General features: G+C 61.9%; 19 protein-coding genes. 8 read left to right on the top strand and 11 right to left on the bottom strand.

Going from position 1 to position 26,654, the window contains the following annotated elements; genetic code table 11:
* Positions 1–26 precede the first annotated feature (26 nt).
* Positions 27–311 (bottom strand): hypothetical protein, encoded by a 285-nt coding sequence (locus AB0O87_RS04775; protein WP_363512234.1) that lies wholly within the window; start codon positions 309–311, stop codon positions 27–29.
* A gap of 472 nt (positions 312–783) precedes the next feature.
* Here AB0O87_RS04775 and AB0O87_RS04770 point away from each other — a divergent pair, with 472 nt between their 5' ends.
* From AB0O87_RS04770 to AB0O87_RS04760, 3 genes are read left to right on the top strand one after another with little or no spacing between them, the layout of a single operon-like run.
* On the top strand, positions 784–2,310 hold the full coding sequence (locus AB0O87_RS04770) for a sugar transferase (RefSeq protein ID WP_363512232.1): 1,527 nt from the start codon (positions 784–786) through the stop codon (positions 2,308–2,310).
* A gap of 4 nt (positions 2,311–2,314) precedes the next feature.
* Complete coding sequence (locus AB0O87_RS04765; protein ID WP_363512230.1) at positions 2,315–3,511, top strand: glycosyltransferase; 1,197 nt, start codon at positions 2,315–2,317, stop codon at positions 3,509–3,511.
* The gene (locus AB0O87_RS04760; RefSeq protein WP_363512228.1) at positions 3,508–4,644 is read left to right on the top strand and encodes a glycosyltransferase; all 1,137 of its coding nucleotides are present in this window, start codon (positions 3,508–3,510) and stop codon (positions 4,642–4,644) included. The genes AB0O87_RS04765 and AB0O87_RS04760 overlap by 4 nt, the downstream gene beginning before the upstream one ends.
* Before the next feature lie 28 nt (positions 4,645–4,672).
* Here AB0O87_RS04760 and AB0O87_RS04755 read toward each other — a convergent pair whose 3' ends face one another.
* From AB0O87_RS04755 to AB0O87_RS04715, 9 genes are all read right to left on the bottom strand, one after another.
* The gene (locus AB0O87_RS04755) at positions 4,673–5,986 is read right to left on the bottom strand and encodes a hypothetical protein (protein WP_363512226.1); all 1,314 of its coding nucleotides are present in this window, start codon (positions 5,984–5,986) and stop codon (positions 4,673–4,675) included.
* A gap of 10 nt (positions 5,987–5,996) precedes the next feature.
* The gene (locus tag AB0O87_RS04750; protein WP_363512224.1) at positions 5,997–8,477 is read right to left on the bottom strand and encodes a right-handed parallel beta-helix repeat-containing protein; all 2,481 of its coding nucleotides are present in this window, start codon (positions 8,475–8,477) and stop codon (positions 5,997–5,999) included.
* Positions 8,478–8,762: 285 nt separating this feature from the next.
* Positions 8,763–10,115: a polysaccharide biosynthesis tyrosine autokinase gene (locus AB0O87_RS04745; RefSeq protein ID WP_363512222.1), complete on the bottom strand. Its 1,353-nt coding sequence runs from the start codon at positions 10,113–10,115 to the stop codon at positions 8,763–8,765.
* A 15-nt stretch (positions 10,116–10,130) separates the two neighbouring features.
* The gene (locus AB0O87_RS04740; RefSeq protein WP_363512220.1) at positions 10,131–11,411 is read right to left on the bottom strand and encodes a hypothetical protein; all 1,281 of its coding nucleotides are present in this window, start codon (positions 11,409–11,411) and stop codon (positions 10,131–10,133) included.
* Positions 11,412–11,422: 11 nt separating this feature from the next.
* On the bottom strand, positions 11,423–16,171 hold the full coding sequence (locus AB0O87_RS04735; protein ID WP_363512218.1) for a PKD domain-containing protein: 4,749 nt from the start codon (positions 16,169–16,171) through the stop codon (positions 11,423–11,425).
* 79 nt (positions 16,172–16,250) lie between these two features.
* Positions 16,251–16,808, bottom strand: coding sequence for a hypothetical protein (locus AB0O87_RS04730; protein ID WP_363512216.1), 558 nt, complete (start codon positions 16,806–16,808; stop codon positions 16,251–16,253).
* A 190-nt stretch (positions 16,809–16,998) separates the two neighbouring features.
* The gene (locus tag AB0O87_RS04725; protein WP_363512214.1) at positions 16,999–17,601 is read right to left on the bottom strand and encodes a hypothetical protein; all 603 of its coding nucleotides are present in this window, start codon (positions 17,599–17,601) and stop codon (positions 16,999–17,001) included.
* Positions 17,598–18,317: a CDP-alcohol phosphatidyltransferase family protein gene (locus AB0O87_RS04720; RefSeq protein ID WP_363512212.1), complete on the bottom strand. Its 720-nt coding sequence runs from the start codon at positions 18,315–18,317 to the stop codon at positions 17,598–17,600. The genes AB0O87_RS04725 and AB0O87_RS04720 overlap by 4 nt, the downstream gene beginning before the upstream one ends.
* An 11-nt stretch (positions 18,318–18,328) precedes the next feature.
* The gene (locus AB0O87_RS04715) at positions 18,329–19,252 is read right to left on the bottom strand and encodes a glycosyltransferase family 2 protein (protein WP_363512932.1); all 924 of its coding nucleotides are present in this window, start codon (positions 19,250–19,252) and stop codon (positions 18,329–18,331) included.
* A gap of 229 nt (positions 19,253–19,481) precedes the next feature.
* Here AB0O87_RS04715 and AB0O87_RS04710 point away from each other — a divergent pair, with 229 nt between their 5' ends.
* From AB0O87_RS04710 to AB0O87_RS04695, 4 genes are all read left to right on the top strand, one after another.
* Positions 19,482–21,449 (top strand): glycosyltransferase, encoded by a 1,968-nt coding sequence (locus AB0O87_RS04710; RefSeq protein ID WP_363512210.1) that lies wholly within the window; start codon positions 19,482–19,484, stop codon positions 21,447–21,449.
* A gap of 96 nt (positions 21,450–21,545) precedes the next feature.
* Complete coding sequence (rfbA, locus tag AB0O87_RS04705) at positions 21,546–22,418, top strand: glucose-1-phosphate thymidylyltransferase RfbA (RefSeq protein ID WP_363512208.1); 873 nt, start codon at positions 21,546–21,548, stop codon at positions 22,416–22,418.
* A complete protein-coding gene (gene rfbB / locus AB0O87_RS04700; protein WP_363512206.1) occupies positions 22,415–23,413 on the top strand; it encodes a dTDP-glucose 4,6-dehydratase in 999 nt (332 codons plus the stop codon). Before rfbA ends, rfbB begins: the two co-directional genes overlap by 4 nt.
* On the top strand, positions 23,413–24,828 hold the full coding sequence (locus AB0O87_RS04695) for a bifunctional dTDP-4-dehydrorhamnose 3,5-epimerase family protein/NAD(P)-dependent oxidoreductase (protein ID WP_363512204.1): 1,416 nt from the start codon (positions 23,413–23,415) through the stop codon (positions 24,826–24,828). The genes rfbB and AB0O87_RS04695 overlap by 1 nt, the downstream gene beginning before the upstream one ends.
* Here the strand turns inward: AB0O87_RS04695 and AB0O87_RS04690 are convergent.
* Positions 24,825–26,003 carry a glycosyltransferase gene (locus tag AB0O87_RS04690; protein ID WP_363512202.1) on the bottom strand — a complete coding sequence of 393 codons (1,179 nt, stop codon included), beginning with the start codon at positions 26,001–26,003 and terminating at the stop codon, positions 24,825–24,827. The genes AB0O87_RS04695 and AB0O87_RS04690 overlap by 4 nt on opposite strands.
* A 160-nt stretch (positions 26,004–26,163) precedes the next feature.
* Between AB0O87_RS04690 and AB0O87_RS04685 the strand changes: the two genes are divergently transcribed.
* The gene (locus tag AB0O87_RS04685) at positions 26,164–26,619 is read left to right on the top strand and encodes an adenylyltransferase/cytidyltransferase family protein (protein WP_363512200.1); all 456 of its coding nucleotides are present in this window, start codon (positions 26,164–26,166) and stop codon (positions 26,617–26,619) included.
* Positions 26,620–26,654 lie beyond the last annotated feature (35 nt).

Here is a 26,654-nt window from a genome sequence, read left to right as displayed (position 1 = left end):
CGCCAAAAAAGGTGGGATTCGAAGGTTCAGGCGCGCGCTCGGCGGGACCTACGGCGCCACGCGCGCGGGAGGAAACGAGGGAGGTTACCGCCCTGGCGCGTTGGCGTGTACACGCCTTCGAGCGCGAGGAAGGCTGCGTCGAGGGCGACGAAGGCGCCGAGATCGGCACCGTGGTTGTCGCGGACGCGGTGTGCGACGCCGTCAAACTCGACGAAACCAGCGAACTCGCCGTCACGCGTTGCTACGTGTACATCGGCGTCTGCTTGCTTCCAAGCCAACGAATTAGAGGTCGGATAGGTGGTGTTACTCATGGTGATGCTCATTGCTTTGTGGCGGACACGCACGAGCGCTCCGCAAGATGTGAGAACAAGGGCGGAATCCGCACGCGTCGATGTGCGCGGTCCTTAGCGGCCCTGATCAGTGGCGACGTGGCGGCCCAAGAAGGCGATGCTCACACGTTGCCCCATAAGACTAACAGGCTCTGGGCAAAAGGGGGACTTTCGGGGACAGATTTTATCCACTCGAGGGAGTAACTTTCGGTTAGAAGCATGTTCCGCTAATGTAGAGATTGTCTGCAGCGCCTGCTGATAGCGCTCACCGTGTGGGACGGTGAAAAAACGCACTTCACGATGAGGGAATCGTGAAGATCTTCAGCGGGACCCGAGGGGTCGGGACGCAGACAATCGCCGTGAACGTGGGGTTCATGGTTTTGGGGAATCTGGGGATTTATCACATGACGCACTGGGGATTTTTGCGTACGGTCACGGCTCACGGAGCCTCGGCATGACGTCCGTCGAAGATGCAGTAAGCATCACACGCACGGGCCTCATTCCTGTTGCCGCTCCGAGAGCTACCAAGTCGGTGACGCGCACGGTTGTCACACCGCGCGCTTCGGCGACCTTGGAGAGGCGTCGGCAGTGGGAGCGCCGCTATCGGATGCGTCTGCGCATCACGGATGCGGCCGTCATTCTGTTCGCCGTCGGACTCACAGGGGCAATCCAGCTGGCGGCCGGCGTTTCCGGTATTGACGTACTGCGCGACGGCATTCCCCTTGCCGCGCTGTGGTACCTGTTGCTCAGCGCACTGCACACGCGGGACGCCGCGCTGTTCAGCGCCAGTGCGACGGAATACCGACGCGTCGCGCACGCCAGCGGACTTGCCTTTGGTGTCATCGCCATGGTGGCTGTCTTGCTTGCGTGGGAGTCAATGCAATTGACTCTGCTTGTCGGACTACCGTTCGGTGTACTGACGCTTCTTGTGACCAGGTGGATGTGGCGCCATTGGTTGCAGACGCAGCGCTCGGAAGGGCGTTTCGCTTCTCGCACACTCGTTGTCGGCAACAGAGACGATGTGGAGTACGTGGTTCGGACGCTGCACCCGATCGGTGCATCCGGTTACCAGGTGGTCGGCGCGACGCTTCTCGATGGCAACGCTCGTGACATTGTGATCGACGACGCGCGGTTCCCGGTTCTGGGGAACGTGAACTCCGTGTCGTCGGTCGCAGCCGAAGTCGGCGCCGACACCATCATCGTGGCGAGCCGCCCAGAGGGCGACCCCGAGTTCGTGAAGCGACTGAGCTGGCAGCTTGAAGGAACCGCTGCCGAGCTGGTGCTCTCGAGCCGTCTTACCGATGTCGCTGGCCCGCGAATCTCGTTTGCTCCCGTCGAGGGCCTGCCTCTCATCCAGGTGCAGATCCCTCGCTACGAAGGCGGTCAGCACATGCTCAAGCGCGCGCTTGACGTCGCCGTCGCCGCTGTGGCACTGATCCCGATCGGACTGTTGGCCCCGGTTCTTGCGCTCGTCATCAAGCTGGACTCGCCAGGCCCCGTCTTCTTCTTCCAGGAGCGTGTTGGTCGTGACGGCCGTCGCTTCAAAATGGTCAAGTTCCGCTCTATGAAGACAGATGCCGAGCAACAGCTCGCCGCACTCAAGGCGCAGAACGAGGGCGCTGGGTTGCTCTTCAAGATGAAGGACGACCCTCGTGTGACACGCATTGGTCGCGTGCTTCGCAAGCTTTCTCTCGACGAGCTCCCGCAGTTCTGGAATGTTCTTATTGGCGACATGAGCGTCGTTGGGCCGCGTCCGCCGCTGTCCAGCGAGGTCACCGCGTACGACGGCACGGTATTCCGCCGCCTCTACATCAAGCCGGGCATCACCGGCCTGTGGCAGGTTTCTGGCCGCAGCGATCTTTCCTGGGATGAGAGCGTGCGCCTCGACCTGCGTTACGTCGAGAACTGGTCTGTGATGAACGATCTGCAGATCATGTGGCGTACCGCCAAGGTCATGGTTCAGCCCAGCGGGGCATACTAATCGAATGAGCAATTCGAAACGCCTCACCATTGCGATGGTGGGGACCAGAGGAGTGCCCGCAGCCTATGGCGGGTTCGAGACCGCTATTGAAGAGGTCGGTCGGCGACTCGCTGATCGTGGTCACGATGTTGTTGTGTACACACGAGGTTCCGAACGACGCGAGAAAGAGTTTCTCGGAATGCGGGTTGTGCACCTTCCCGCGGTGCCGGTAAAGCAGATCGAGACGCTCAGCCACACTGGTCTTTCTGCACTGCACCTCATGGTTCACCGCCGCCCGGATGCGACGTTCGTATTCAACGCGGCGAACTCTCCGTTCCTGCCGCTGCTTCGTCTGCGCCGCGCACCCGTCGCGCTGCACATGGATGGCCTGGAATGGCGCCGGTCGAAGTGGGGCCCTCGTGGCAAGGCGTACTACCGCTGGGCCGAGCAGTTCGGTGTTCGCACCGCTGACGCCCTGATCGCTGACGCCCCCGGAATTGCCGACTATTACCGTCACCAGTTCAACGTGCCCACCGAACTCATCCGCTACGGAGCGCCGATCCTCGATCAGCTACCAGAGCGTAGCGTCGACGAGATGGGGCTTACTCCCGGCGGCTTCCACCTGGTGGTGGCTCGGTTCGAACCGGAGAACCATGTGCTCGAGATCGTCGAGGGCTACCGTGACAGCGACGCAAAGCTGCCGCTCGTCGTCGTCGGATCTGCGCCGTACAGTGCCGGTTACACCCAGGAGATCCAACGGGTTGCCGACGGAGATGATCGGATCAAGCTCGTGGGTGGCGTGTACGACCAAGAGTTGCTCGACGCCCTCTACGCCAACGCGGTGACGTACCTGCACGGGCACTCGGTTGGTGGCACCAACCCATCACTGCTGCGCGCGATGGGGGCAGGAACCGCTGTGATTGGCTTCGATGTTCCCTTCAACAGGGAAGTGCTCGATGGTAACGGCTGGTTCTTCGCCAACGCGGCCGACGTCGCCGCCCAGGTGGTGGAAGCGGAGTCCGACCCTGCGCGAACGGCTTCGCTTGCAACCCAGGGGCGAGAAGTAGCCCGCACCCGATTCCGCTGGGATGAGGTGGCGGACGAGTATGAGGCACTCGCCCAACGCCTTGCCGAGCGTTCCACAATTCACCCGGCGGCCCGTCGCGCCCGCCGTCGCACGACTGATTGGGCTCCCGCTCCGGCGGACCCGGAGGCCTCATGACCCGTTCATCCGCACCGCACACCGCACTTTTGGTGCACCCCGGCGCCGAGATGTTCGGCTCCGACCGCATGTTGCTGGAGAGCGCGATCGGTCTCGTCGAGTCTGGCGCCCGAGTCGTCGTCGCCTTGCCGAGCAACGGTCTGCTTGTGAGTGAGCTCCGCGCCGCCGGCGCAGAGGTTGTTATCGTGCCGATGCTTGTATTGCGCAAGGTGCTGCTGACTCCGCGTGGGCTCCCCCGCCTCTTTCGGGATACGTTCCGCGGACTCGGTGCAGCATGGCGTCTGATCGGTCGTGTGCGCCCTGACGTGGTCTATGTTTCGACGATCATCATCCCTCAGTGGCCCCTCGTGGCCAAGCTGCGGCGCACGCGCTCAGTCAGCCATGTGCACGAAGCGGAGGCTTCGGGCAACACGATCGTCAACAGCATTCTTTACTCCCCACATCTCGCCTCAGAGCGCACGCTGGTCAACAGTCAGTTCAGCCTCCAGACCATCAAGCATGCGCTTCCGGCGCTCGCCGGTCGGTCGCATGTCGTTTACAACGGAGTTGCGTCCCCACCCCAGCCGGTGTCGCCGCGCCCACGCATCGAGCACGCGCTGCGTGTCTTGTACGTCGGCCGCCTCTCGCCTCGCAAGGGTCCTGATCTCGTGATTGAGGCAGCTTCTCGACTGCGCCAGAAGGGCCACACTGTCGAAGTCACCCTCCTCGGGGCAGTTTTTGAAGGCTATGAGTGGTTTGAGGACGAGCTTCGCGAGCAGGCGAACGCCGCGGGAGTTACCGTCAACTTCGCCGGATTCCACACCGACATCTGGCCTTTCCTCACCGAGGCTGATGTGCTTGTCGTGCCTTCGCGCATGGACGAGCCGTTCGGAAACACTGCCGTCGAAGGAGTCCTTGCCCTGCGGCCCGTGGTTGCCAGCGACAGCAGCGGTCTTCGAGAAGCAGCTGGCGGGTATGCGACAGCTCAACTCGTTACCCCCGGCGATGCGGATTCGATTGCCGCGGCACTCACCGATATCACCTCGCGATGGGACGAGATGGTGTCGACCGTCGCAGACAGCCGCGCCGAGGCCCTTCGGCGCCATGCACCTTCTGTCTACCGGAAGAGCATTACGGCGCACGTACTGCGCTGACGATTTAGCACCAAAAGCCCCGAGCAGATCAGCTGATCTGTTCGGGGCTTCCTGCTGTCAGCCGTGCCTTGTTCCGCACGATGTAGATCGAGAACGGGATCAGCTGGCACACCAGCAACGCGAACGCGACACCGAGCAGCGGTCCGGCAATACCGAGCACTGGCGTCAGCACAAACGAAAGAGTGACGCCCACCGCAGCCATGCTGAGTGTCGGAATCACCTGAAAGCGAATTCCCGGCTTGTCCATGATGAACATGCCGAGCGGATAGACAGCGGCGGTCATCATGATCATCAGGCCGAAAGCGAAGATCGTCGAGGCGCGCACCGTCAGCTCACCCTGCGTGATGAACTCAAATAGCCAGGGGCCGACGAGCCACACCATAACTGTCGCCATCGCCACGGCGACCGCGAAGAGCGCCGACAACAGGAACGGGCCGCGGCGGAGGCCTCCGTCGTGCCGCATACGCGCGAAATGCGGCCAGAGCGCGAGCCCACCAGCCATCACCAATCCGTTGAGCGCAAAGAACACCTGACCAGCTACGCCGTACTCGGCGACGTCGGTCGGACCGCCCAGTTGAGCGATCACGTAACGCTGAGAGCCGACCGCAATCGGGTAGGTCACCATCTGGGCCAACATCGGCCACCCCACGTCCATCACGCGCACGCCTGGATAGCGACGAGGGCGCAGCACCATCCGCGCGGCAGAGGGGATCAACGGCGACGTCGTGCGCGCCGTGATCAGAATTCCGAGCAGGGCGACAAGGAACGACGCCGTGAACGATGCGATGGCGACAAAGGAGTGCAGATTGTCACCACCGAAGCTGAGCATCAACCACACCCCGGCAAGTGTCAGCGGAGAGATGAGTCCCTGCAACAGGATGACGACGTGATTGCGACGCTGGCCGAGCATGATCCGCGCCCAGACGCCCAGCGGGATGCCCAAGCAGAAGATCGTCACACAGTAGAAAGCCGCCAGAGACGCCCCTGGGCGCCCCCCTGCTTCACCAAACACGGCTTCCCACGCCCCTGTGAGCACGAGCACCGTATTGATCGCCATCGCGGACGCGGCGAACATGAGCAGCACGCGGCCGACGGAGGTGAGTTGGTAGCGCAGTTTTTCATCGGTGCGCACGTCGTCGCTCGTCGCGACGGCGTTAACCAGCACCGCCCCGCTGCCGAGGTCCGTAAACGTCAGCAGCGAGGGGATGGTGATCAACAGCGTGTAGAGGGCGAAACTATCGATGCCGGCGTCGCCGATGATCATTCTGGTGGTCAGAATTCCGCAGACCAACGCGATGACCATCGTCAGCGCGCGCGCGCCGACGGCGAGAAGTGAACCCATGATTACATCGTCACCGGGGCAGAGCCCCCAGCGCGGCGCTGTTTGCGGAGAGTCGAGATACTGACGCAACGTCAGACGGCACCCGAAGGGCAATCGACCCCTGGCCCGCCGCCTGCTCAGACTTCAGCACGAAGCTGCTGTCGACAACAGAGGTGCCCTCCACGAACTTCGAGCGCTTGTCATGGCCGGTAGCTCCCGTAAATGCAGCGAGTGTGTCTGCAACCGCTGGGTCGCGCGAAACTGCGCCTCGCGACCATGCCGAGAACCACCTGGGTGTGCCTGCTGATGTCCGGTGGTACAGGTTGCCGTCCATGCTCGAGATCATCTGAGCGCCGGTGTAGGTAAGCGAGAAGTCCTGCACGCAGACCATGCAACTTCCTGCACTCTCGGCGATCACGTTGTTAGACATGACGATCTTTCTCGAGACCCACGTCGCCGCGGGGTTCAAGCTTGCCTTCGGGTCGTATCCTGAGGCCGCTGGATCGGATGCCCGACGATCATCCATCGAGATGTTGACGTTGCGGTTCCCATTTCCTACGAAGGTGTTGTTCCAAATCTTCACGTTCCCCGACCCCAACACGAACAGACCGAAGTCCCCATTACGTGCGATCACGTTGTCGGCGACGACCGCGTTCTCAGAGAGCTCTACGAGCAGTCCGTGTCCGGCGTTGCCAATGACGTCGTTGCCGGTGAAGTCAAGATTGACCACGGACTCGTCGAACCACGGACCGCGTCCGTAGTTGTCGGTGAACGCGCTGTTCGTCACCGATACGTCAGTCGCACGCGTGACCTTGAACGCTCCGGATACCGGCGAGTGGTTGAACCGCTCTGTGTTGTTGCCCACAGAGAGCATCTGGTCGATCGTTAGATTGTTCGCCTGCGATGCGCCACCGCCCAACATTCCGTTGCCGATCAAGGAGACGCGGTTGAGCGTGGTTCCCGCTGACCAGGAGTAGAACCCCGTGGTGGAGTTGTCGCGGATCGTGACATCGGTCAGCGTGACGTTTGCCGCAGCGGCGACGACAGTTCCCATCTCTGGCACGCTGGTCGCGTACCGACGCACGCCGATCCCGCGGATCTCTGTGCCAGCGGATCGGATCGACAGAGCCTGCGTCAAAACGCTTGCCTCCACCGATTTACCTGTCGGGTCGGTGCCGATGATCAATCGCTTTGCCTGATCATCAACGTAGAAGGCGCCTGCCTTGACCTCGCTCTTCGCGGCAACCTCTTTGAGTTGAACTCCGCCGATCCAGACCTGGTCTGGGTGCGAGGCCATCGGGTAATCCGGATCCACAAAGCGCCATTCGACCTTGGCGTTGTCTGGGGCACCCTTCGAGTAAGTCGGGCTGGAGTCGAGCGCCGGGTTCCACCCGTCGACAACCCATGTGTTCCCTGATGCTTTCCAGCCTGTGACCTTCTTCGCTCCATCGAGCCATACAGCTTCGTTCGGTGCGGGCTGGATCGTGACCTTCTTTTGGGTCGGAATGACGACCTCTTCGTGATAAGTCCCGCCACGAAGCACGATCGTTCCGCCGTTAGGCACCACGCGCAGCGCTGCCGCGATGGAACGCAGAGGAGCGTTCTTCGTGCCAGTGGCTCGATCAGAACCCGTAGAGGCGACGTAGACGGCTGTAGCAGGTGCCGGATACGTCAACGCGCCCGGGGCCCGAGCGCCAGGATCTCCTCTGACCCCGTCTGTCGTGCCCGGCAACTCAGGTTCGACCCCTGGAGCAGGCTCCGGGTCTACCTCAGGAACCGTCGCCGGGTCTGGGTCCGGTGCGGGCGCGGCAACTGATCCGTCACCCGCGGCGGAAACGATGACGTTGTCGATACCGACAGAGACCGCATCCTTCGCGCCAGAAGAGGTGTAGAGAGAGAATGCGTATCCGCCAGCCGATTGAATGCGTTCCTGAGACGAATCCTCGTGGGTCACCTGCCACTCACTGGGCTCTGTAGATCCGGAGGCCCAGGCCTTCGCATTGAGGCTCACGGGGCTGGAACCTTCGGCCTCGAAGGCTACAGAGAGGGCCGTTCCGCTCTTCACTGTGAGCGGCAACTTACGTTCGGAGAATTGCTGAACGCTGGTGAGATCGGTCAGACGAACAACGGAAAGGTAGGCAGCACCGTCCGGCTGCAGGCGAACCCGAACCCCGTACGCAGCCTTGCCAGCGACTCGCACCGCCTGCGTGAGGTAGAGCGAGCCCCCCTCGGGGAGGGTAGGGATTACGAGAGAGAAGGTGCTGCTGACGTCGGCAGCCGCCACCCCATCGACTGTCGCTCTGGCAGTGATCCCAGGAGCCCGACTTGCGAGCATCGCTTGCCCGGAGGACACTCTCGCTGAGCCCTCCACGATCTCCCACGTGCCTGTCGCGGATGCACCCCAACCGTTGGCGACGGTGCGGCTCATATCGTCGTTGAGATATGGGTCCGGTGTCGTGGGTACCGCTTGAGGACGGGTGGTGGACGCATCCGCTACTGCAGATGCGGGCACCGAGGTGAGCGCTAAGACCACAGCGAGAAGAGCGCTAACCGTTCCCGTCGCCGCAGCCTTTCGGCGGACTCGAGTAGGGGCAGAGGAAGAAATCGTGCTCGGCGCGAACGCGCGGGGCAGAAAAGACAAACAGGTCACCGGCTTCTGGGGCAGATTTACGATCACCCAACGTCTTCGCCGAATTTAGACCCCGTTAGCGAAGAGCGAGCCCCCCTCGCAACTCCAGAATCGTACCTGGATCAGGGGTCAAAAACAAGCGCGGCACGGACCCCGTACCGCCGGAAATCACTCGCTGTAGTACTCACTGCGGTGACGATCAGGACGAGCGCGGTTCAGAACCGTCCCCAGGATGCGAGCTCCTCCTGATTCGAGCGACTTAATGCTCTTTGTCAGCGCTGCCCGCCGGGTCTTCGTCGCATCAACAACGAGGATGACGCCGTCGGTCTGGGTCGCGAAAAGGTTGGCGTCTGCAACGCTCAGGATCGGCGGAGAGTCGATCACCACAAAGTCGTACTCCGCTGCAGCAAAGTCGAGTAGTTGCGACATGCGAGCAGACGTGAGCAATTCAGCCGGGTTCGGCGGGACGGTGCCTGCGGGAAGAATGTCGAGCGTGCTGTCCGCCACGCTGTGTTTAGCCACTTCGAAGTCGACCTCGTCTAGGAGCACACTGGTCAACCCGATCGAGCCGTCAATTCCCGCATGTTCGTGTGAACGCGGGCGGCGCATGTCGGCGTCGATCAGCAGCACGGAGTTGCGCAGCCCTGCGAGAGTCATGGCGAGGTTTACGGAGACGGTCGACTTGCCCTCGCTCGGCCTGCCGGACGTAACGAGAAGCACCTTTACGCGTGACGAGACGTTTGCATACGCAAGCGCCGAGCGAATACGACGGAACTCCTCAGAGGTGTGACCCAGCGGCTCCTGCGCAACAGCTATGCCGCGCGTGGCAAGAAGCGGTGACTTTGTCACTACGCCGAGTACGGGGTCGCCTCCCGCTTCTGCGAGAGTTTCTTCATTGCGCACACGACTATCGAGCACACCGATCAAGATCGCAATCGCCATCCCGAGGACTCCGCCGAGGAATCCGCCCAGCAGCGCGTCTCTGGGCTTACTCGGGGTGAACTGATATTCGGGCACAACGGCATCGTCGATGACCTGTGCCGTGATTGTTGACTCCCCCTGCGGGTCTTTCGGGGCAACATCCTTGACGACGATGATGAGCTGCTCTGCCACAGCGTTCGCCAAGTCTGCAGATGCCTCTGCGTCATCAGCGATACCCGTCACTCGCACAGTGACAGTGCTCTGCGGGATCGAAACCTCAAGGTCTCGGGCGAGGACTTGTGGAGTGGTATCGAGGCCGAGCTCTTCGATGACAGGTTCAAGTACTCGCGAACTCGTTGCAAGTTGCGCAAAGGACAGCATCTGGCTCTGCGTGTAGACCGATCCTTGATTCAAATCGGAGGCACTGGTGCTCTGGTTAAGAGCAAAGTAGAGCGAAGTTGTCGCCTGGTACAGCGGCGTCTGCAACGAGGCGTAGCCGAAGGATCCGACTGCGCCAACGAAAGCGGACAGCACGACTACCCACCAGAACTTTTTTAACGAGCTGGCGATGACGCGCAGACTCACCCGGCCTTCGCCCATGATTCCCCATTCCCCCTACGGTTTTGATTCTAGAGGAGTGCTCAATATTGTGATCTCAGGTTCGCGCTCTCTCCCTCTGCGCAACAGATCAGCGTCATACGCCCAGGTGATCGCAAGGCCGACGCAGAACCAGAGAAACATGCTGTATTGCGTGATCAAGGCCACGACAAAGAGGCTGGGCAGCTGGCCCACCACGGCAAGCGAAGCCGGGCTCCGCGTCGTACGCCGCACCGACATCACCGCCGCAGCTATCAGCGCCGCCATGATCAACAAGGTCGGGATGTAGCCGTACCTCAGCAACGTGAGCACGAGCGCGTTATCGATCGACCGCGCAAAGTATCCGAGGTAGTAGTCCCCAGAAACAAGCGAGTACCAGTCCCCCGGGTTGCCGAACAGTTGGACCTGCTCGAGAAGCACCAGGAGGTCGGTCCGGTAATCGGCGCTGCCCCCAGCTTCGTCTCCCGCGGCTCCGAACACGGAGTCGATGATCGGAATAACGATCGCCGTTCCCACGATGCCAGCGAACGCTACTGACACCCGGAATCTCGTGGAGACACCCGCTATCAGGAATGTGGAGAGCACGAGGGTGAGTACCAACGTGATCAGCCCCGCTCGACTAAAAGTGAGGACCGTCGCGATGGCGATGATCACGACGGCACCGATCTTGGGGAGCAATTTCCATTTCGTCGCGACGACGAAGGCCGACGACATGGCCAGCGCAGCCCCCAGCGCGATGGAATGCCCGAAGGCTCCCTCCACGCGCAGTTGCCCGCCGCGCTCCTGTAGCGGACTCCACGTGTCGTACACAACGCCAGAGCCTGGAATGAGGACGAACGGGTTGAAGGAGGTGACAAACTCAACGATCGCGAGGAGGGCAGCAACCACGGCAATTACCGAGATTGTCGAAGTCACCCACTCCACGCCGATTCGCGCCAGAACGACGCGGCCCCAGATGTACGGGACTACCCACTCGAGCAGTGCCGCAACGAGGGAAGCAAGATCCACGGATCCGAACCCGAACAGCCCGACAATCACGATGACAAAGCCTGCTACCCAGGCATCTGCCGCCCTCAGCGGCACGACAGACCAGTTGACGACAATCAGCAGCGCAGTGAGGAGCGTAATCGCCGCCCAGTAGAAGCTGATGTTCACACCGACCCAGATCGGCACGAAGAAAAGCACGCAGACCCAACCGACGAATGCCGCCTTCGGAAGCAGACGAAGCCCCAAAACGACGATGACCACTGCTGCGATTCCTCCGATGGCGAGGAGTGCGATCGGAACAGCAGTGGTCATGCGTCTGGATCTTACTGGGGCGCGGTCACGCGGAACGAATCAAACGACACACCGAGTGTCGAAGTCGCGCTCCCCGAGCGGTAACCAGTGAGCCCCACAGCACCCTCGCCCTGCAGCGGCGTGGCGTCGGTGGTGTTCAGCTGCCAGTCGGCCGGCTCTGCTGCACTGGACGCCCACATCTTGGCCGAGATGGTTGCAGAATCCGTGCCAGTCACCGAGACCTTCAGCGTGTACGACGTGTCTGCTGCGAACGCGAGTCCGGAGATCGCCTTCGTCGCCAGCACTGTTCCGTCGCGGTGCGCAACGAGCCAGATCGTGCCGTCAGGGCGCAACCAGGCGCGAACCAGGTACTTGCCTGCCGCGGAGTCGCGAGCAATGACGCCCACGTACGCGCTACCAGTGGTCGGAGCCTGATCAACACGGAACTGCGTCTCAAGCACCGAGTCGGCAATTGCCGTCGTGTTCAGCGTCGCGTGTCGAGTGTCACCGGCGATCAGATTCATCTTGCCCCGACCGTCTGCCACGGTAGCGGCTGCCTGCGAGCCGCCAGCGATCGTCCATGCTCCACCGACTGTTGCCGTTCCCCAGCCGGGGCCGGAGGTGCGGTCGAACTGGTCATTCACCAGACCGCCAGCGGCGGGTTCTGGCTCGGGCTCAGGCTCAGGCTCCGGCTCCGGCTCCGGCTCCGGGTCAACACCGGGTGCAGTGACGGTGACGTCCTGCGTTGCGATGTTGGTCGCGCCCTTGTCATCGGTCACCGTCAGAGTGACCGTGTACGTGCCAGCGGCGGCGTACTCATGGCTGCTCGTCACGCCAGTGCCCGTTGTGTCATCTCCGTAGCTCCATGCATACGACGCGATGGTGCCGTCTGAATCGGTGGATGCTGCGCCGTCAAGTGCCGCTACCAATCCCGTTGCCGTTGCCGTGAACGCCGCAGCCGGTGCCGCGTTCGTGGGGTCTGGCTCGGGCTCGGGCTCGGGCTCGGGCTCGGGCTCCGGCGCTACGACGCTGAGATCGCTGACCGTGAAGTCGTCGAAGCTCGCAACGTTGGTTCCCGTCGCGCTACCTGCACGGTACGAGAACACCGTCTGCGCACCAGCAACCTGCAGCGCAGGAGTTGCGTCGGTCGTGGAGAGCTGCCATGCGCTGGGCTCTTCATCTCCGGCCGCCCAAAGCTTGGCGCGGATCGTTGTGGTCGACGATCCTGTCGTCTCCATCACCATGTTGAACGTGCTACCCGCCGACCAGGTCATACCGGACAGCGGTGCGCTTGCAATCGCCGTGCCGTTGCGCTGGAGGATGAGCCAGGTTGTGCCGTCAGCTCGGTGCCATGCGAGTGCACGGTAGCCGTTAGCGCCCGAGCGGCGTGCTCCGAGGCCCTCGTAGACAACACCCTTCGATGGCTCAGCAGACAGCGTGTAGCTGATTTTCGAGGAGGTATCCAGCAGTGAGGTTCCCTGCAGGAGCATCTCGCGGGTCTCGCCCGGTCCGAGAGTGATCGATCCCACACCGTCTGCAACTGAGGCAGCGGCTGCGGAACCACTCATGGGTGCCCAGGTACCGCCTGCATCTGCCGCACCCCAGCCGCTGGAGACCACGCGACCGAACGCGTCAGATGCAGGGAAGACCTGAGTCTGCACTGTCACGGAGTTTGCGACGCTTGCAGAACCACCGAGGCTGTCTGCAACCGTCAGCGTGATCTCGTATGTGCCTGCTTCGGCATATGTGTGGCTGGCCTGTGCGCCAGTACCGTCAGCGGTACCGTCACCCCAGCTCCAGGAGTAGGTAAGAGTTGCACCATCTGACGCGCTCGACCCTGCAGCCGAAACATCGACCTTCGTTCCAGACGCGGTCGACGCAAAGGTCGCTACCGGGTCAGCGTGTGTCGCCTCAGCGTCGCGCGTCGAGGTTGCTGTGCCACCCCGGTTGTCGGTCACGGTCAAAGTCACCGCGTAGTCACCGGCAGCTGCGTACTGGTGGTTAGCAACCTGACCTGTCGAGGTCGAGCCGTCGCCCCAGTTCCACTCGTAGGAGTCGATGGTGCCGTCGGAGTCTTCGGAGGCCGACGCGTCAGCGGAAACAGCGAGGCCGGTTCCCGTGAGCTCAAAAGCGGCCGTTGGCAACACGTTCGCTGCCTCGACGACAACCTGCTGCTCTGTCGTCGTAGCCAACCCGTTGCTGTCCGTCACGGTGAGCTTGGCTGTATACGTGCCTGCCTCCGCATAGGTGTGCGCAACAGTAGCGCCAGCAGCAATAGATGAGTTGTCGCCGAAGTCCCAGCTGTATCCGGCGATCGTGGCCGTACCTGAAGCTGCAGAAGCACTGGCGTCGAACGCCACATCCGTGTCTGTTGCGGTCGAGGTGAACGAAGCGGTCGGAGCCTGGAAGCCCTTGCCGATCCCGTAGTGCGTCTGCACCTGCGTTTCGTCCAGAGCGTAGGGGTAGACAGCAACCTCATCGAGCGTGCCCTTGAAGTACATCGAGCTGGGGGCCGAAGGCCAGCCGCTCATGTTGTCTCCACCAATGCGCCAGTAACCGTCGTAGTTCTGCGCTGTGGTTGCGCCGGCATCTGACCCGACGAGCTCGCCGTCGACGTACAGCGCCATGCCGTCTGCACTCTGCGTGGCGACGGCGTAGTGCCACTCGTTGTCGTTCAGAGATGTGTTGGTCTCCAGGGTCTGCAACGGCCGAGTCCCGTTGTAGGTGCCGAAGACCAACCGACCGTCGTTGGTCATGTAGAGATGACGGCCAAAGCTGGTGGAAGTGCCAGAGTTCTTGTTTCCGAAACCGATCAGTTTGCCGCCGGTGTTCGTGTTGGTCTTGAACCAGATCTCGGTCGAGTACTCCGTGGGATCATTCTGCTTCGTGCTCGACGAAACGCGCCCTGAGCTTCCGCCGTTGAAGTAGGAGGCCCCTGTTGGGGTGTTCTCCACACCGGACGAAGCCGTGCCAACGCCACTGCCGAACGATGGCTTGTTGTCGCCCGCCCAGTCTTCTGCTGATGTCCCCAAGGGGTAGTAGATTTTGGCTCCGTCAGCATCAACCGCATCTGCGTAGCTAGAGGGCTCTCCTGCTACGACCGAGACGTTGACCGACTGGCTGCTAGCAGTGTTTCCGTCTGCGTCTTTCGCGACGACGGTGTACTGCTGCGTTCCTCCAGGCGCCGAGTTGTCTTTGAGAGTAACTGTCGGCCGGTTCCACCAAGTGCCGTCAGCCGTCGTTGTAGCCACGGCAGCGGTCGTCCCCGCACGGTACAGCTCGTAGGTGAGTGTCAGGTCATCGCGATCCCAGTTGGCGGGAATCGAGACGCTCACTCGTCCAGGAATGGTCGTCTTCGCGGTTGCCGTCCAGCTCGAACCCGAAAGGCGAGGACCATCCTTTGCGCCAGCTGGCGGATCGGTCGAGAAGCGCACGATTCCTTCGAAGCGCGCGTTGTTCACTGCACGGAATTCGCCACCGATCGAGATCATATTGCCGGCTCCCGTAATCGAAAGTCCTGCCTGACCGAGACCTGTGGTCACGCCGACGTTCCAGTCCGGCGTCCATGCGTAGGGCGAAGGTGCTGGCGTGCCCTCCCAGTTCTTGTACGTGCTGCCGGCTGCCGGCTGCCGTCCAAGGGATCCGCGTGCGTCGGTGGTATACGCCTCCGAGTAGCGGTGGGTACGAGGGCTCTGCTCAGGAGCAAGGCCCATGGTTCCACATGCGTGTGTGTGGCTCGTGGTGTAAACGACCTCGCCCGTCGAGTAGACGCCGTAGTGGTCACCCAGGCAGTCAGCGATCCAGCGAACCTCGCCGCTTCCGGCTTCTGCCGCGAATGTTCCTTCGAGGTTTCCGGTGGTAACTCCGGCGTAAACCCATCCAGTGCCGTATACGGCGGTGTCATCAGCGGCGAGGCCGAAGATTCCTGCCTTGCCAGAGGTCGCACCGTTCTTGACGGTCTGCGGCAGCTCCCATCCGGAATCGACAGCGCCCGTGGACTTGTCGATCGCTGCGGCGCCGCGCATGTTCTTGTCGCCGTTCACCTGCGAGAAGCGACCGCCGGCAACAACGTTCTGCCCGGCGGGGTCAAGCACCATTGCGTCGACCTGGAGGTCGGCCTGCGGTGCCCAGCTCAGCAGCGCACCGTTGGTCGAGCTGAACGCGGCGAGGTTCTTGCGTGCGGTTCCGTTCGCCTGGGTGAAGAGCCCACCGAGGTAGATGTTCGATCCGGAAGTGGAGAGTGCATAGACACCGGTTCCACCGATCGACGGGAAGAACCCAGGAACAAGCTCACCTGTGGTGGCATCGAGTGCGGCGAAGTTCCAGCGCGACTGCCCGTTTACCGAGTTGAAGGAGCCACCGATGTAGATGCGGCTACCGTCTGGTGATGCTGCGACGGCCTTGATCACGCCGTTCACCTGCGGTGCAAACGAGAGCAAGTCACCGGTGTTGATGTCATAGGCGAGCACGTTCGAACGAGCAGTCAGGCTTGTGCCAGGATCTGCGAGCGGCTCGCGTGCGTTGTCAAACTTGCCTACGGCGTAGACGGTCGACCCGATGGTCGTCTGTGCCCACACGTAGCCATTGTCGATCTGAACTGTTGGAATCGGGTCAGACGTGACGACGTTGTCGTCGCGCTGGAGTAGCGGGGGTGGCGTCGACGGCACCTCTGCCGTGGCGGCCTGCGCGCCCATTGTGGTCATCCCCGCGACGAGTAACGCCCCAGTGACGACAGACGCTAGCGCTTTGAGCGCCCGCCTCGTGGTCGATGTGTTCCCCATAGTGACTCCCCAGCCCCAGATGTTGCTTTTAAAATATGAAAGTGCGCTTCAAAAAGTGAGAGGCAAGCTCTCGTGTTCGTCAGGAAAGCTTGCCGACGAAAGTTGCGACCGGCTCACCCGCGGCATAGTTGACGCTGATCTTCACCGAGCGCCCCTTGGTCGGGTCAAGCATGAAGACGTAAGTGCCCTGCGTCGTTGATCCGGCGTCTACCTTGCCCTGCAAAGGTTCGTTCGGTCCGGCAGTGGTACCTACCCCAAGGTCGCCATCGTCGGTCACAAGACTGACGACCGCAGAGTCAACGCTCTGCGCCTGCTTGGAGTCGTTAGCGACGGAGACTTTGACAACGACGGCAGAGCCGGCGTACTCGCCTGGTGTCTCTGGCTCGACAGTCATCGTTGAGATCTCGTCAATCGAGACGACTACATCGGTAGACAAGGAGATCGGCGCATCGAGCTCGCCCGTTTCCTCAGGAAGCGAAGGAGCCTCAGTGGGCCCATCGGCGGGCAACGCCTCGTCAGCTGAGCTGGTAGCGCTCGGCGTCGGAGTCGAGGTCTCTGATGCATCGTCCGTTGCGGAACAGCCTGCTGTTACTAACGCAAGTGCCACCAAAGGTGCGATGAATGATGCGCGCTTCAAGCGCGAAGGGCCGTCCCCAGAACGGCATGGTGAAACATTGAACACTGTAGCTCCCCAGAACCCAGATACTTTTTTCCAAGGCCCCCTCGACCTTGGATCCCCTCATAACACGCATAGCGTGGTACCGGCTAATGATATTCCGGCACGCGCAAAATTACAAGAGTTAGATTCTGAAGGAGTATGTACTCAACTAAAGTCTAGCCAGCTGAGTGACGATAGTAGCTATCGATTCGCCGACCTCGTCGATCGTTTCCTGGTGGCCACGACTGCCGTGCTGATCGGCGATGCTCAGTGGGTCACTGACGGTGCGCGCCCCGAATAGTCGCCTGACGCGGCTGCGAATGTCATCAGATGGAACGAGCGGCACTGCCCGCGAACGCGCCCGGTCCAGGTGCGCGACATACTCCGCCACCCGATCAGGCGCTTCGGAAGAAAAGCCGGAACCGAGGTGGGCTGCTTCTTTGATCGTAAACATCCAGTCGCGAGAGCGCGGCGCGAGTCGCACCAGCTCACCGCGGATGTCACGCGATGCCGCGAGCACAATGCTCGACTGCTCGATGATCTCGACAGTCACTTCTCTCGCCTTGTGCTCTGCTGCCTGCTCACGCCACTCGTCATCGTCGTGAACCGCGGCTACCAGCTCGCAGATGTCGTCGCCGGGATTCGCTCGAACGCCGGCGCTACTCACCGAGATCAAAGAATCAGCGCCGAGTCCGCGTCTCAACTCGAGTTCCGCCAGCGGCGACCTACACACGTTGGCCGCGCACACCACCAAAATGTTCTCACCGCTCATGCATTCGCTCCCAGTCTTCCGATCTCACGGAACCATTTCACCGCGGCGAGCGCGAGAAACAGCACTGCCGCCGCACAGAGTGCGCCGTAGCCAATCAAGAACGCCGGCGTCCAACCCCAAAGCACAAAGACGAGACAGACGAGCCCGAAGTCTGTCGGCAACAGGATGAGCGAACGAAGCAGAGTGCCCCCGCCGCGCTCATGCGTGGATGCCACGGCATGCTTGCCTTTCAGAAGATCGTTGAGCAGCATGCCGGAGAAAGTTGTCGACGCGACGATGCTGAAAACGATCGGAATCAGGAGCAGAAGCGGCGTCTCTGGCAGCACGCGATAGAGGCCGATCAGTACGGCGAGGTGGAGCGAAGAGATTTTGAGCGTGTCGATGAAGTGATCGAGCCACTCTCCCTGCGGGCTGCCGCCGCCACGCAGACGCGCCACTTGACCGTCTGCCGAATCCCACGCATATCCGAGCACAAGAAGCAGGGCGATCAGGAACCCCATCGGAACATTCACCGGAGCAAACGCGATCAATGCGATCGCGGCAAAGGAGTGCACTGCACTGATGATCGAGACCTGGTTGGGCGTGAGGCCCATCCGGTAGGCGACGGCGGCGAGCACCCTGCCAATCCGACGATTGATGTATACGGAGTAGGCTGGCGCGCCACGTGCATGCCCCTTCTGCGCGCGTGCGAGACGGTGGTAGGCATCTACGACCATTTTTTGCCCTTCTAGTCTGTGTCCCGTGTCCGCGCGATCCTCCGCGCTTCGCGCACACCGCGAATGTAGGCACGGGTCGGCGCAACGGAGCGAAGCAGTTGCTTGCGCCCGCCGCGCAGAATGATTTCGCGCGCTGTGCGCGGGATTTCTCGTCGCCAGCGCTCGACGCCAGCATCATCAAGGTGACGCACGGCGAAGAGCATCCGGTTGCGGATGTTGTAAAAGTAGTAGCCCTCTGATTTCGCTCGCGAAACCTGAGGCTCTGTGCGCTGAGTTCCCCCCTCATCGTGCACCGCCTTGGCGTCTTCTACGAGGGCCAGAGTGCCACCGGCGGACACAACGCGACGCGAAAAGTCCACGTCTTCCCAGTACAAGAAGTAGTCGTCGTCGAATCCGCCTGTGAGCTCCCACACCTCACGCGTGATCCAGAGACACGCGCCGCTCAGCCAAGGCTCGAACGGCTGAGCGTCACCATCGACGCGCTTGCGACGTGCGCGCATTGTGCCGTCGTTAAGAAGAAGGTCGATCCCCGCAAACCAGGTGCGTCCGTCAGAGTCGGAGATCACTGGAGAAGCCAAGGTGGTGCGCGAGGCCGCCGTCGTGGCGGCAAGAATGCGGAGTGAGTCGCGATCGATATGCGCGTCCGGGTTGATGACCACGACGTCGCTCGCGCCTTCTGCGAGTGCACGTGCCATCCCGGTGTTGACTCCACCACCGAACCCCGAGTTGGACTCGGGTTCGACTAAAGTCCACCCATGCGTAGCTGAGACGGTTCTGGCGGCGTGACGTTCATCGGTCCCTGACCAGTTGTCGACCACGATGATGATCGTTTCGGGATCAATCTCCCGCGCTTCACGCTCAACGACAACGAGGTTGCGCTCCAGAAGCCCCGCGGATGCGTAGTTGACGACCACTACGGCCAGCCGTCCATGCACGAGTGCCAAGCGATTCTCCCCCCGGACCCGAATACGGATCTCCTCGGGTCGCTGATTGGATTCCCCTAAAACGCGACCGACGCCTACTCCCCAGAAGACGACTATACGCGAGAGGGGCCTTCACTGACCGGTGTCAGGGGATCGCGATACGATGAGCCCGCGTCGAGACTGGGGCGCACGATGGCCATGGGGGCGGGGGCAGATGACCAGGGGACCGGAATTGAGTGACATGACCACGGTGACAATTGGGGTGCCTACGTACCGGCGCCCAGAGCTTTTGAGTGCCCTGCTCCACACTCTGCCTGCACGAATCCAAGAGTGCGCTGACCTTGGCGTCGACGTGGATGTAGTGGTGGTCGATAACGACCCATCCGGCTCGGCACGAGAGGTCGCGACCGGCACAGATCTCCCGGTGCGCTATGTCGTCGAAACAACAGCAGGCATCGCCGCCGCTCGAAACCGGATCCTCGATGAGTGCGCGGAGCGCGACCTCGTGGCCTTCATCGATGACGACGAGATTCCGCGGGAAGCGTGGCTTTCTGCGCTGATCTCGGTCTGGCGGGCGCACAAAGCTGACGCGGTGATGGGGCGGGTGATCTCCGTCTTCGATGAGGATGTGGACCCCTGGCTACTTGCATCAGGAACATTCAGGCGTCCGCCCAGGCAGACCGGCACCGTGCTGCAAGTGGCTGCAGCGGGAAACCTGTTGCTCGATCTACGTTCCATCCGCCGACTCGGCCTGCGATTCGACGAGTCGTTGGGACTTGGCGGTGGGGAAGACACTCTCTTTTCACGCCAGCTCGCGCAACGCGGCGGGCTGATCGTGTGGTGCAACGAGTCAGAGACCGAAGACCTCGTCGTCGCTTCCCGCCTGAGCAGAGCGTGGGCAGCGCAGCGTGCGTTCAGCTCGGCTAACGCTGGCACCCGCATTCAGCTTCAGCTCACAGACGGACGCGCACGCCGGGCCATCGTGCGCGCACGCGCTCTGATTGGTGGTGTGGCGCGGATTGTGGTCGGGAGCGTACGCCGGGTTTTCGGGGCGCTCACATCGAACATCACTCACCACGCCAGAGGCACGCGCCTCATACATCGAGGGCGCGGCACAATTGCCGCAGCCATCGGGCGCCGCTACGACGAGTACCGTCGCCCATCGGAGGATGACACGACTATGACCGATTCCCCTGCGAACATTCGCGTGATGCAGTCTCTCGGAGCGCCGCGGCCCACGACGAACCCGTACAACAAGATGCTCGACGAAGCCCTGGGCTCCACCGAGGGCCTCACGCGCCTGCGCTTCTCGTGGAAGACGGCGTTGTTCGGTCGTTACGATGCTTTCCACTGGCACTGGCCGGAGGCGAAGCTGCACGGCTCGACCTGGTGGAAGTCCACGGGCAAGTTCCTCCTCACCACGGCGCTCGTTTTTCGGCATCGTCTGTCTCGACGAATCGCCGTGGTGCGCACAGTTCACAACATCGAACTTCCCGATGACAACGCACCACGCTTATGGCTGCTGCGTTTCATCGACCGGCACACCGACTACCGCATCGTCATCAACGAGACCACTCCCCTTCCTGCCGGAACGCCGCACAGCCTGATCCTGCATGGGCACTACCGGGAGTGGTACGCAGAGTTCCCGTCCGCTGAGCGCGTGCGCGGCCAGCTCGGGTCGTTCGGGGGAATCCGTCGTTACAAGGGACTCGAAGGCTTCATCGATGCGTATGGGGAAGCCGTTGCCACCGAACCCGCTCTGAGCCTACGAATTGGTGGTCGTCCGTCTACCCCTGAGCTCAGAGATGATCTCAAGGCCAGAACAGCCCAGCTTCCCGGCGTCAACCTGCACCTCGACTTTCTCAGCGATGCAGAGCTCGTTGATCTAGCGACATCATCCGATCTGATCGTGCTCGCTTACCGCTTTATGCATAACTCAGGCAGCGTCTTGGCGGCTCTCTCGATGGCCCGTCCTGTGCTGGTGCCGCGCAATGAGGCGAACGAGGCGCTCGCCCGCGAGGTCGGTGAAGAGTGGATAGTCATGTACGACAACGATCTCGATGCTCCGACAGTCGTCGAGGCCTGGCGTGCGGTGTCCGAACTCAGGGGCTCCCCTGACCTCTCCCGTCGCGAGTGGGCAGATGCGGGTCACGCGCACGCCGATGCCTTCCGTGCCGCTATTCAGGTCAAGCGCAACACAACCCGCTAGAGTCGATGCAACGACTGTGGGGGTCGTCGGACGGCAGGGGATGGCCGTCTCTTCTGTGACGCCACCATGGACATCGACGTTTTCACGAGGGGGATCATGAAGGGCATTATTCTGGCGGGCGGTTCGGGTACACGACTGCACCCGATCACGCTGGGAGTTTCGAAGCAACTAATTCCGGTCTATGACAAGCCGATGGTGTATTACCCACTGTCGACGCTGATGCTGGCTGGTATTCGAGACATCCTGGTCATCACTACTCCGCACGACGCCGCCCATTTCGAGCGCCTGCTCGGCGACGGTTCGCAATTCGGGATCTCGCTGACGTTTGCTCAGCAGGAGTCACCAGACGGTCTCGCCCAAGCATTCACGATCGGCGCTGACTTCATCGGTGACGACAGTGTTGCGCTTGTTTTGGGTGACAACCTGCTCTACGGCCCCGGTCTCGGCACGCAGCTCAAGCGCTTCGCTGACATCGATGGTGGAGCAGTCTTCGCGTACTGGGTCGCTGAACCAGAGGCATACGGTGTCGTGGAGTTCGACGACAACGGCACCGCCGTGTCTCTGGAAGAGAAGCCGAAGGCGCCGAAGAGCAACTACGCCGTTCCCGGCCTGTACTTCTACGACAACGACGTGATCGAGATCGCTCGCAACCTGGCGCCGAGCGCGCGCGGCGAGTACGAGATCACCGACGTCAACCGCGAGTACCTTGAGCGCGGCAAGCTCCAGGTCGATGTTCTTCCGCGTGGAACAGCCTGGCTGGACACAGGGACATTCGACCAGATGACGGACGCCGCCGACTACGTGCGCACCATGGAGCGCCGCACCGGTATGAGGATTGGCGTGCCAGAAGAGGTGGCCTGGCGACAGGGCTTCCTCACCGACGACGAGCTGCGCGATCGCGCCACCGCTCTCGTGAAATCGGGCTACGGCTCGTACCTGTTGGAACTGCTGGAACGAGGAAAGCGATGACCCGTCTGCTCGTCACCGGCGGTGCCGGTTTTATCGGCTCGAACTTCGTGCACCACGTCGTCTCACACACAGACGCGCACGTGACAGTGCTCGACAAGCTCACCTATGCAGGCAACAGGGAGTCCCTCGCTGGTCTCCCTGCAGATCGCGTCGAGCTCGTCGAAGGCGACATCTCTGATGCTGAGCTCGTCGACACGCTTTTTTCGCGCGCTGACGCCGTCGTGCACTACGCGGCTGAGTCACACAACGACAACTCGTTGCACGATCCGAGGCCGTTCCTCGACACCAACATCATCGGCACTTACACCCTGCTCGAGGCAGCCCGCCGGCACGACCGCCGTTTCCACCACATCTCTACGGATGAGGTGTACGGCGATCTCGAACTCGACGATCCGCAGCGGTTCACCGAGCAGACGCCGTACAACCCGTCGTCTCCGTACTCATCGACCAAAGCAGGCAGCGACTTGCTCGTGCGTGCATGGGTGCGTTCTTTCGGGGTGCAGGCGACGATCTCGAACTGCTCGAACAACTACGGCCCGTATCAGCACGTCGAGAAGTTCATTCCGCGCCAGATCACCAACGTGCTGCGCGGCGTTCGCCCCAAGCTCTACGGTGCAGGCCAGAACGTACGCGATTGGATTCACGCCGACGACCACTCCTCGGCCGTGCTGACGATTCTCGAGAAGGGTGAGATCGGCGAAACGTACTTGATCGGCGCCGATGGCGAGAAAGACAACAAGTCTGTCGTCGAGCTCATCCTCACGCAGATGGGTCTTCCCGCAGACGCGTACGACCATGTCACCGACAGGGCCGGTCACGATCTTCGCTACGCCATTGACTCGACCAAATTGCGCACCGAGCTGGGCTGGGCCCCGCAATTCGGCGACTTCGAGTCTGGTCTCGCTTCGACGATCGACTGGTATCGCAACAACGAAGACTGGTGGGCGCCGACCAAAGACGCCACCGAGTCGTTCTACGCAGCCAAGGGGCAGTGATGACCTCGTTCGGCAAAGCGCTCACCGTCACCGAAACTTCGATCCCCGGCCTGCTCGTCGTCGATCTGCCCGTACACGGCGACTCTCGAGGCTGGTTCAAAGAGAACTGGCAGCGCGAGAAGATGGTCGCCGCTGGCCTGCCCGATTTTGGGCCGGTGCAGAACAACATCTCGTTCAACGACGCCATCGGCACCACGCGCGGCATCCACGCTGAGCCATGGGACAAGTGGGTTTCAGTTGCCACGGGAAAGATCTTCGGCGCGTGGGTCGATCTGCGCGCGGGCGAGACTTTCGGCACCGTTTTTACGACAGAGATTGACCCTTCCCGGGCGATCTTGGTGCCGCGAGGCGTCGGAAACTCGTACCAAACGCTTGAAGCAGACACCGCTTACACATACCTCGTGAACGACCACTGGTCGCCAGACGCGAAGTACTCGTTCTTGAATCTGGCAGACGAAACTGCCGCCATCGCCTGGCCGATCCCGCTCTCGGAAGTCGAGATCTCCGCAAAGGACCTCGCGCACCCCCGGCTCGCTGACGTCACACCGATCGGACCGAAGAAGATTTTGGTACTGGGTGGTTCCGGTCAGCTCGGGCTTGCCCTGCGCGAAGCGTGGGGCGACGCAGAGCACGTCGAGTACACGACGAGAGAAGATCTCGACCTGCGCACAGCCGATCTTGCTACCGCTCGTCGGTGGCGTGATTACAGCGCGATCATCAATGCGGCGGCCTACACAGCGGTCGATCTCGCTGAGACGCCAGAAGGACGAGGCGACGCATGGGCGTCGAACGTCACCGGTGTTGCTGCACTCGCGCGCATTGCTACAGAGCACGGCATCACGCTCGTGCACGTCTCCAGCGACTACGTGTTCGACGGCACGAAGACAGGCCAGTACTGCGAAACCGATGCGGTGCAGCCGCTCGGCGTTTATGGCCAGACAAAGGCCGCTGGCGATGCTGTCGTCGCGACGGTGCCACGCCACTACATTTTGCGCACATCCTGGGTGATCGGCGAAGGCCGTAACTTCGTGCGAACGATGGCGTCGCTGGCTGAGCGCGGTATTGCTCCGAAGGTTGTGGGCGATCAGGTCGGACGCCTGACCTTCACGACCGACCTCGCCTCTGCCATCCTGCATCTCTTGTCCAGCGCCGCTCCGTTCGGGCTGTACAACGTCACGGGCGCCGGCGAACCCCGGTCTTGGGCCGACATCGCGCGAGCGGTGTATCGCCTCACCGGCCACGAGCCGAGTGCGGTGAGCGATGTGACCACCGCACAGTACTTTGCAGATCAGGCGGGGCCGATCGCTCCCCGGCCGCTGAACAGCGTGCTGGACCTGACGCGCATTGAGGCCGCAGGGTGGACACCACGAGACGCCGACGAGGCGCTTGAGGCGTACCTCACGACGATTTCTTAGAGCTCGCCTGGCTTCATCATCTCGGCGTCGATGGCGCGGATCACGCGCTGCGCTGCCGTGTCTGTCGCGGGTTCTGCGCCCGTGCCATCGGCTCTCCGTTGGCGTTGCGGCGCGTATACGACCAGGGAGTGGAACAGGAACCGGGCAAAAAACGCGACGATCAGTGAGAGCGCCGTCGCGAAGACACTCGAAATGTGCCAGGACTCAACCATCAAGGCCATCAGCGGGATCCTGAGCGCCGCTTCGACGTTGTTAAACGCGAAGGAGCTGGCAAAGCGAACTCCGACTGCGCGTGCATCTGTGCGCATATCGGCGAAGACGAAGCGCTCTTGCAACACGAAGTTGCCAATGATCGTGACCTCTGCGCCGATGACGGCGGCCCAGATATAGGGCATCCCTGCGGTGGTGAGCGCCCACATGATCCCCAAGTTCACGGCTGCGCCGATTGCTCCGATCAACGCGAACAGTGACATCTTGCCGAAGCGCAGTCGCGCGAGGTGCGCGAGGAAAGTCGCTCCCTGGCGCATGCTCGCCTTCGAGGCCCCATGCCGTCGCTCAGCGAACTCCATCGGCACCTCTGCGATGCGCAAATCGTTGCGCGCGAGTATCTCGAGAAGAATCTTGAACCCTCGAGGCTGCAGCGCCGCCAGATCGAGACTCCGACGGTCAACAAGAAAGAACCCCGTCATCGGATCGGTGCTGCGCGCCAGCCGGCGTGGAAACATGGCCCTCGTCAACCAGGTCGCTGCGCGCGAGACTCCGAAGCGCACGGCCGTACCCAGACCGCTCATGTCACCCCCACCGATGTAGCGGGAGGCGGCGACGACGTCGGCATCAGCCTCGGCGTGACGATCGAGCAGCGCAGGAAGCAGTTCCGGTGGATGTTGCAGATCGCCGTCCATCACGATGCAAATGTCGGATGACGCCGCTTGGAGCCCGACGACAACCGCACCGCTGAGCCCGCCCGTGTTCTCGGCCCGGTGACTCACCCGCACAGGAAGAGGGGCATCGATGGCGACCCGCGCGATCTCCGCCGCGGTGTCGTCTGTGCTGTCGTCTACGAAAAGAATCTCGGCGTCGCGTCCGGCGAGGGCCGCAGCGATCCGAGCGACGAGCTCGGCGACGTTTTCGCGTTCGTTGAACGTCGGCACGATGATCGTGACCGGTGTTCCCACATCCGCCCCCTGTTCCGCACGCGCATCGCCTGCGGATACATCGTTCCACGGGTTCCTATGCTGAACGAAACTCAACCTGCTAGACTCTCGAACTGCGGCTTTGGGAGTCGCGAAGCGGATGGGGATCCGCTTTCTGGGGAATTACTGATCTGGGGAGATCATGGGGACGCGTATTGGTTATGCCGTTGGTGCATTCGACTTGTTTCATGTCGGGCATCTGAATCTACTTCGCCACGCTAAGCAACAGTGCGACATTCTGATCGCCGGAGTTGTGAGCGACGAAATGCTACGCCAGGTCAAGGGCATCGAGCCTGTGATCCCGACGGCAGAGCGCGCAGAGATCGTTAAGCACATCTCTTTCGTTGATGACGTGTACGTCGAGACGACGCCGTCGAAGATCGATTCTTGGCAAGAGGTGCAATTCACGCACTTCTTCAAGGGCGATGACTGGCGAGGTACCGACAAGGGCCTGCGTCTGGAACGCGAGTTCGCTGAGGTCGGCGTCGAGGTCGTCTACTTCCCGTACACAGCACACACATCGAGCTCGTCGCTTCGTCGTGCGCTCGATGCGATCACTGCGGGCGCCAACAAGCCAGCGGTCGCGGCCACTCGCTAATTTCGGCGCCACCGCCTTCGCACCGGCTTAGGCTA

Origin of the sequence: Microbacterium sp. NPDC076768 (assembly GCF_040687205.1) — a bacterium.
In the GTDB taxonomy this organism is placed as follows: domain Bacteria; phylum Actinomycetota; class Actinomycetes; order Actinomycetales; family Microbacteriaceae; genus Microbacterium.
The sequence above is the reverse complement of the archived record's forward strand: the minus strand, read 5'-3'. Positions and strand labels throughout refer to the sequence as shown.

What these genes read in the sequence shown, in the direction of transcription:
- AB0O87_RS04720 (WP_363512212.1), bottom strand. Translation starts at nt 18,317, where the DNA reads ATGGTCGTAGATGCCTACCACCGTCTCGCACGCGCGCAGAAGGGGCAT.
- AB0O87_RS04725 (WP_363512214.1), bottom strand. Translation starts at nt 17,601, where the DNA reads ATGAGCGGTGAGAACATTTTGGTGGTGTGCGCGGCCAACGTGTGTAGG.
- AB0O87_RS04770 (WP_363512232.1), top strand. Translation starts at nt 784, where the DNA reads ATGACGTCCGTCGAAGATGCAGTAAGCATCACACGCACGGGCCTCATT.
- AB0O87_RS04765 (WP_363512230.1), top strand. Translation starts at nt 2,315, where the DNA reads ATGAGCAATTCGAAACGCCTCACCATTGCGATGGTGGGGACCAGAGGA.
- AB0O87_RS04775 (WP_363512234.1), bottom strand. Translation starts at nt 311, where the DNA reads ATGAGTAACACCACCTATCCGACCTCTAATTCGTTGGCTTGGAAGCAA.
- AB0O87_RS04745 (WP_363512222.1), bottom strand. Translation starts at nt 10,115, where the DNA reads ATGGGCGAAGGCCGGGTGAGTCTGCGCGTCATCGCCAGCTCGTTAAAA.
- AB0O87_RS04735 (WP_363512218.1), bottom strand. Translation starts at nt 16,171, where the DNA reads ATGGGGAACACATCGACCACGAGGCGGGCGCTCAAAGCGCTAGCGTCT.
- AB0O87_RS04710 (WP_363512210.1), top strand. Translation starts at nt 19,482, where the DNA reads ATGACCACGGTGACAATTGGGGTGCCTACGTACCGGCGCCCAGAGCTT.
- rfbB (WP_363512206.1), top strand. Translation starts at nt 22,415, where the DNA reads ATGACCCGTCTGCTCGTCACCGGCGGTGCCGGTTTTATCGGCTCGAAC.
- AB0O87_RS04740 (WP_363512220.1), bottom strand. Translation starts at nt 11,411, where the DNA reads ATGACCACTGCTGTTCCGATCGCACTCCTCGCCATCGGAGGAATCGCA.
- rfbA (WP_363512208.1), top strand. Translation starts at nt 21,546, where the DNA reads ATGAAGGGCATTATTCTGGCGGGCGGTTCGGGTACACGACTGCACCCG.
- AB0O87_RS04760 (WP_363512228.1), top strand. Translation starts at nt 3,508, where the DNA reads ATGACCCGTTCATCCGCACCGCACACCGCACTTTTGGTGCACCCCGGC.
- AB0O87_RS04755 (WP_363512226.1), bottom strand. Translation starts at nt 5,986, where the DNA reads ATGGGTTCACTTCTCGCCGTCGGCGCGCGCGCGCTGACGATGGTCATC.
- AB0O87_RS04695 (WP_363512204.1), top strand. Translation starts at nt 23,413, where the DNA reads ATGACCTCGTTCGGCAAAGCGCTCACCGTCACCGAAACTTCGATCCCC.
- AB0O87_RS04685 (WP_363512200.1), top strand. Translation starts at nt 26,164, where the DNA reads ATGGGGACGCGTATTGGTTATGCCGTTGGTGCATTCGACTTGTTTCAT.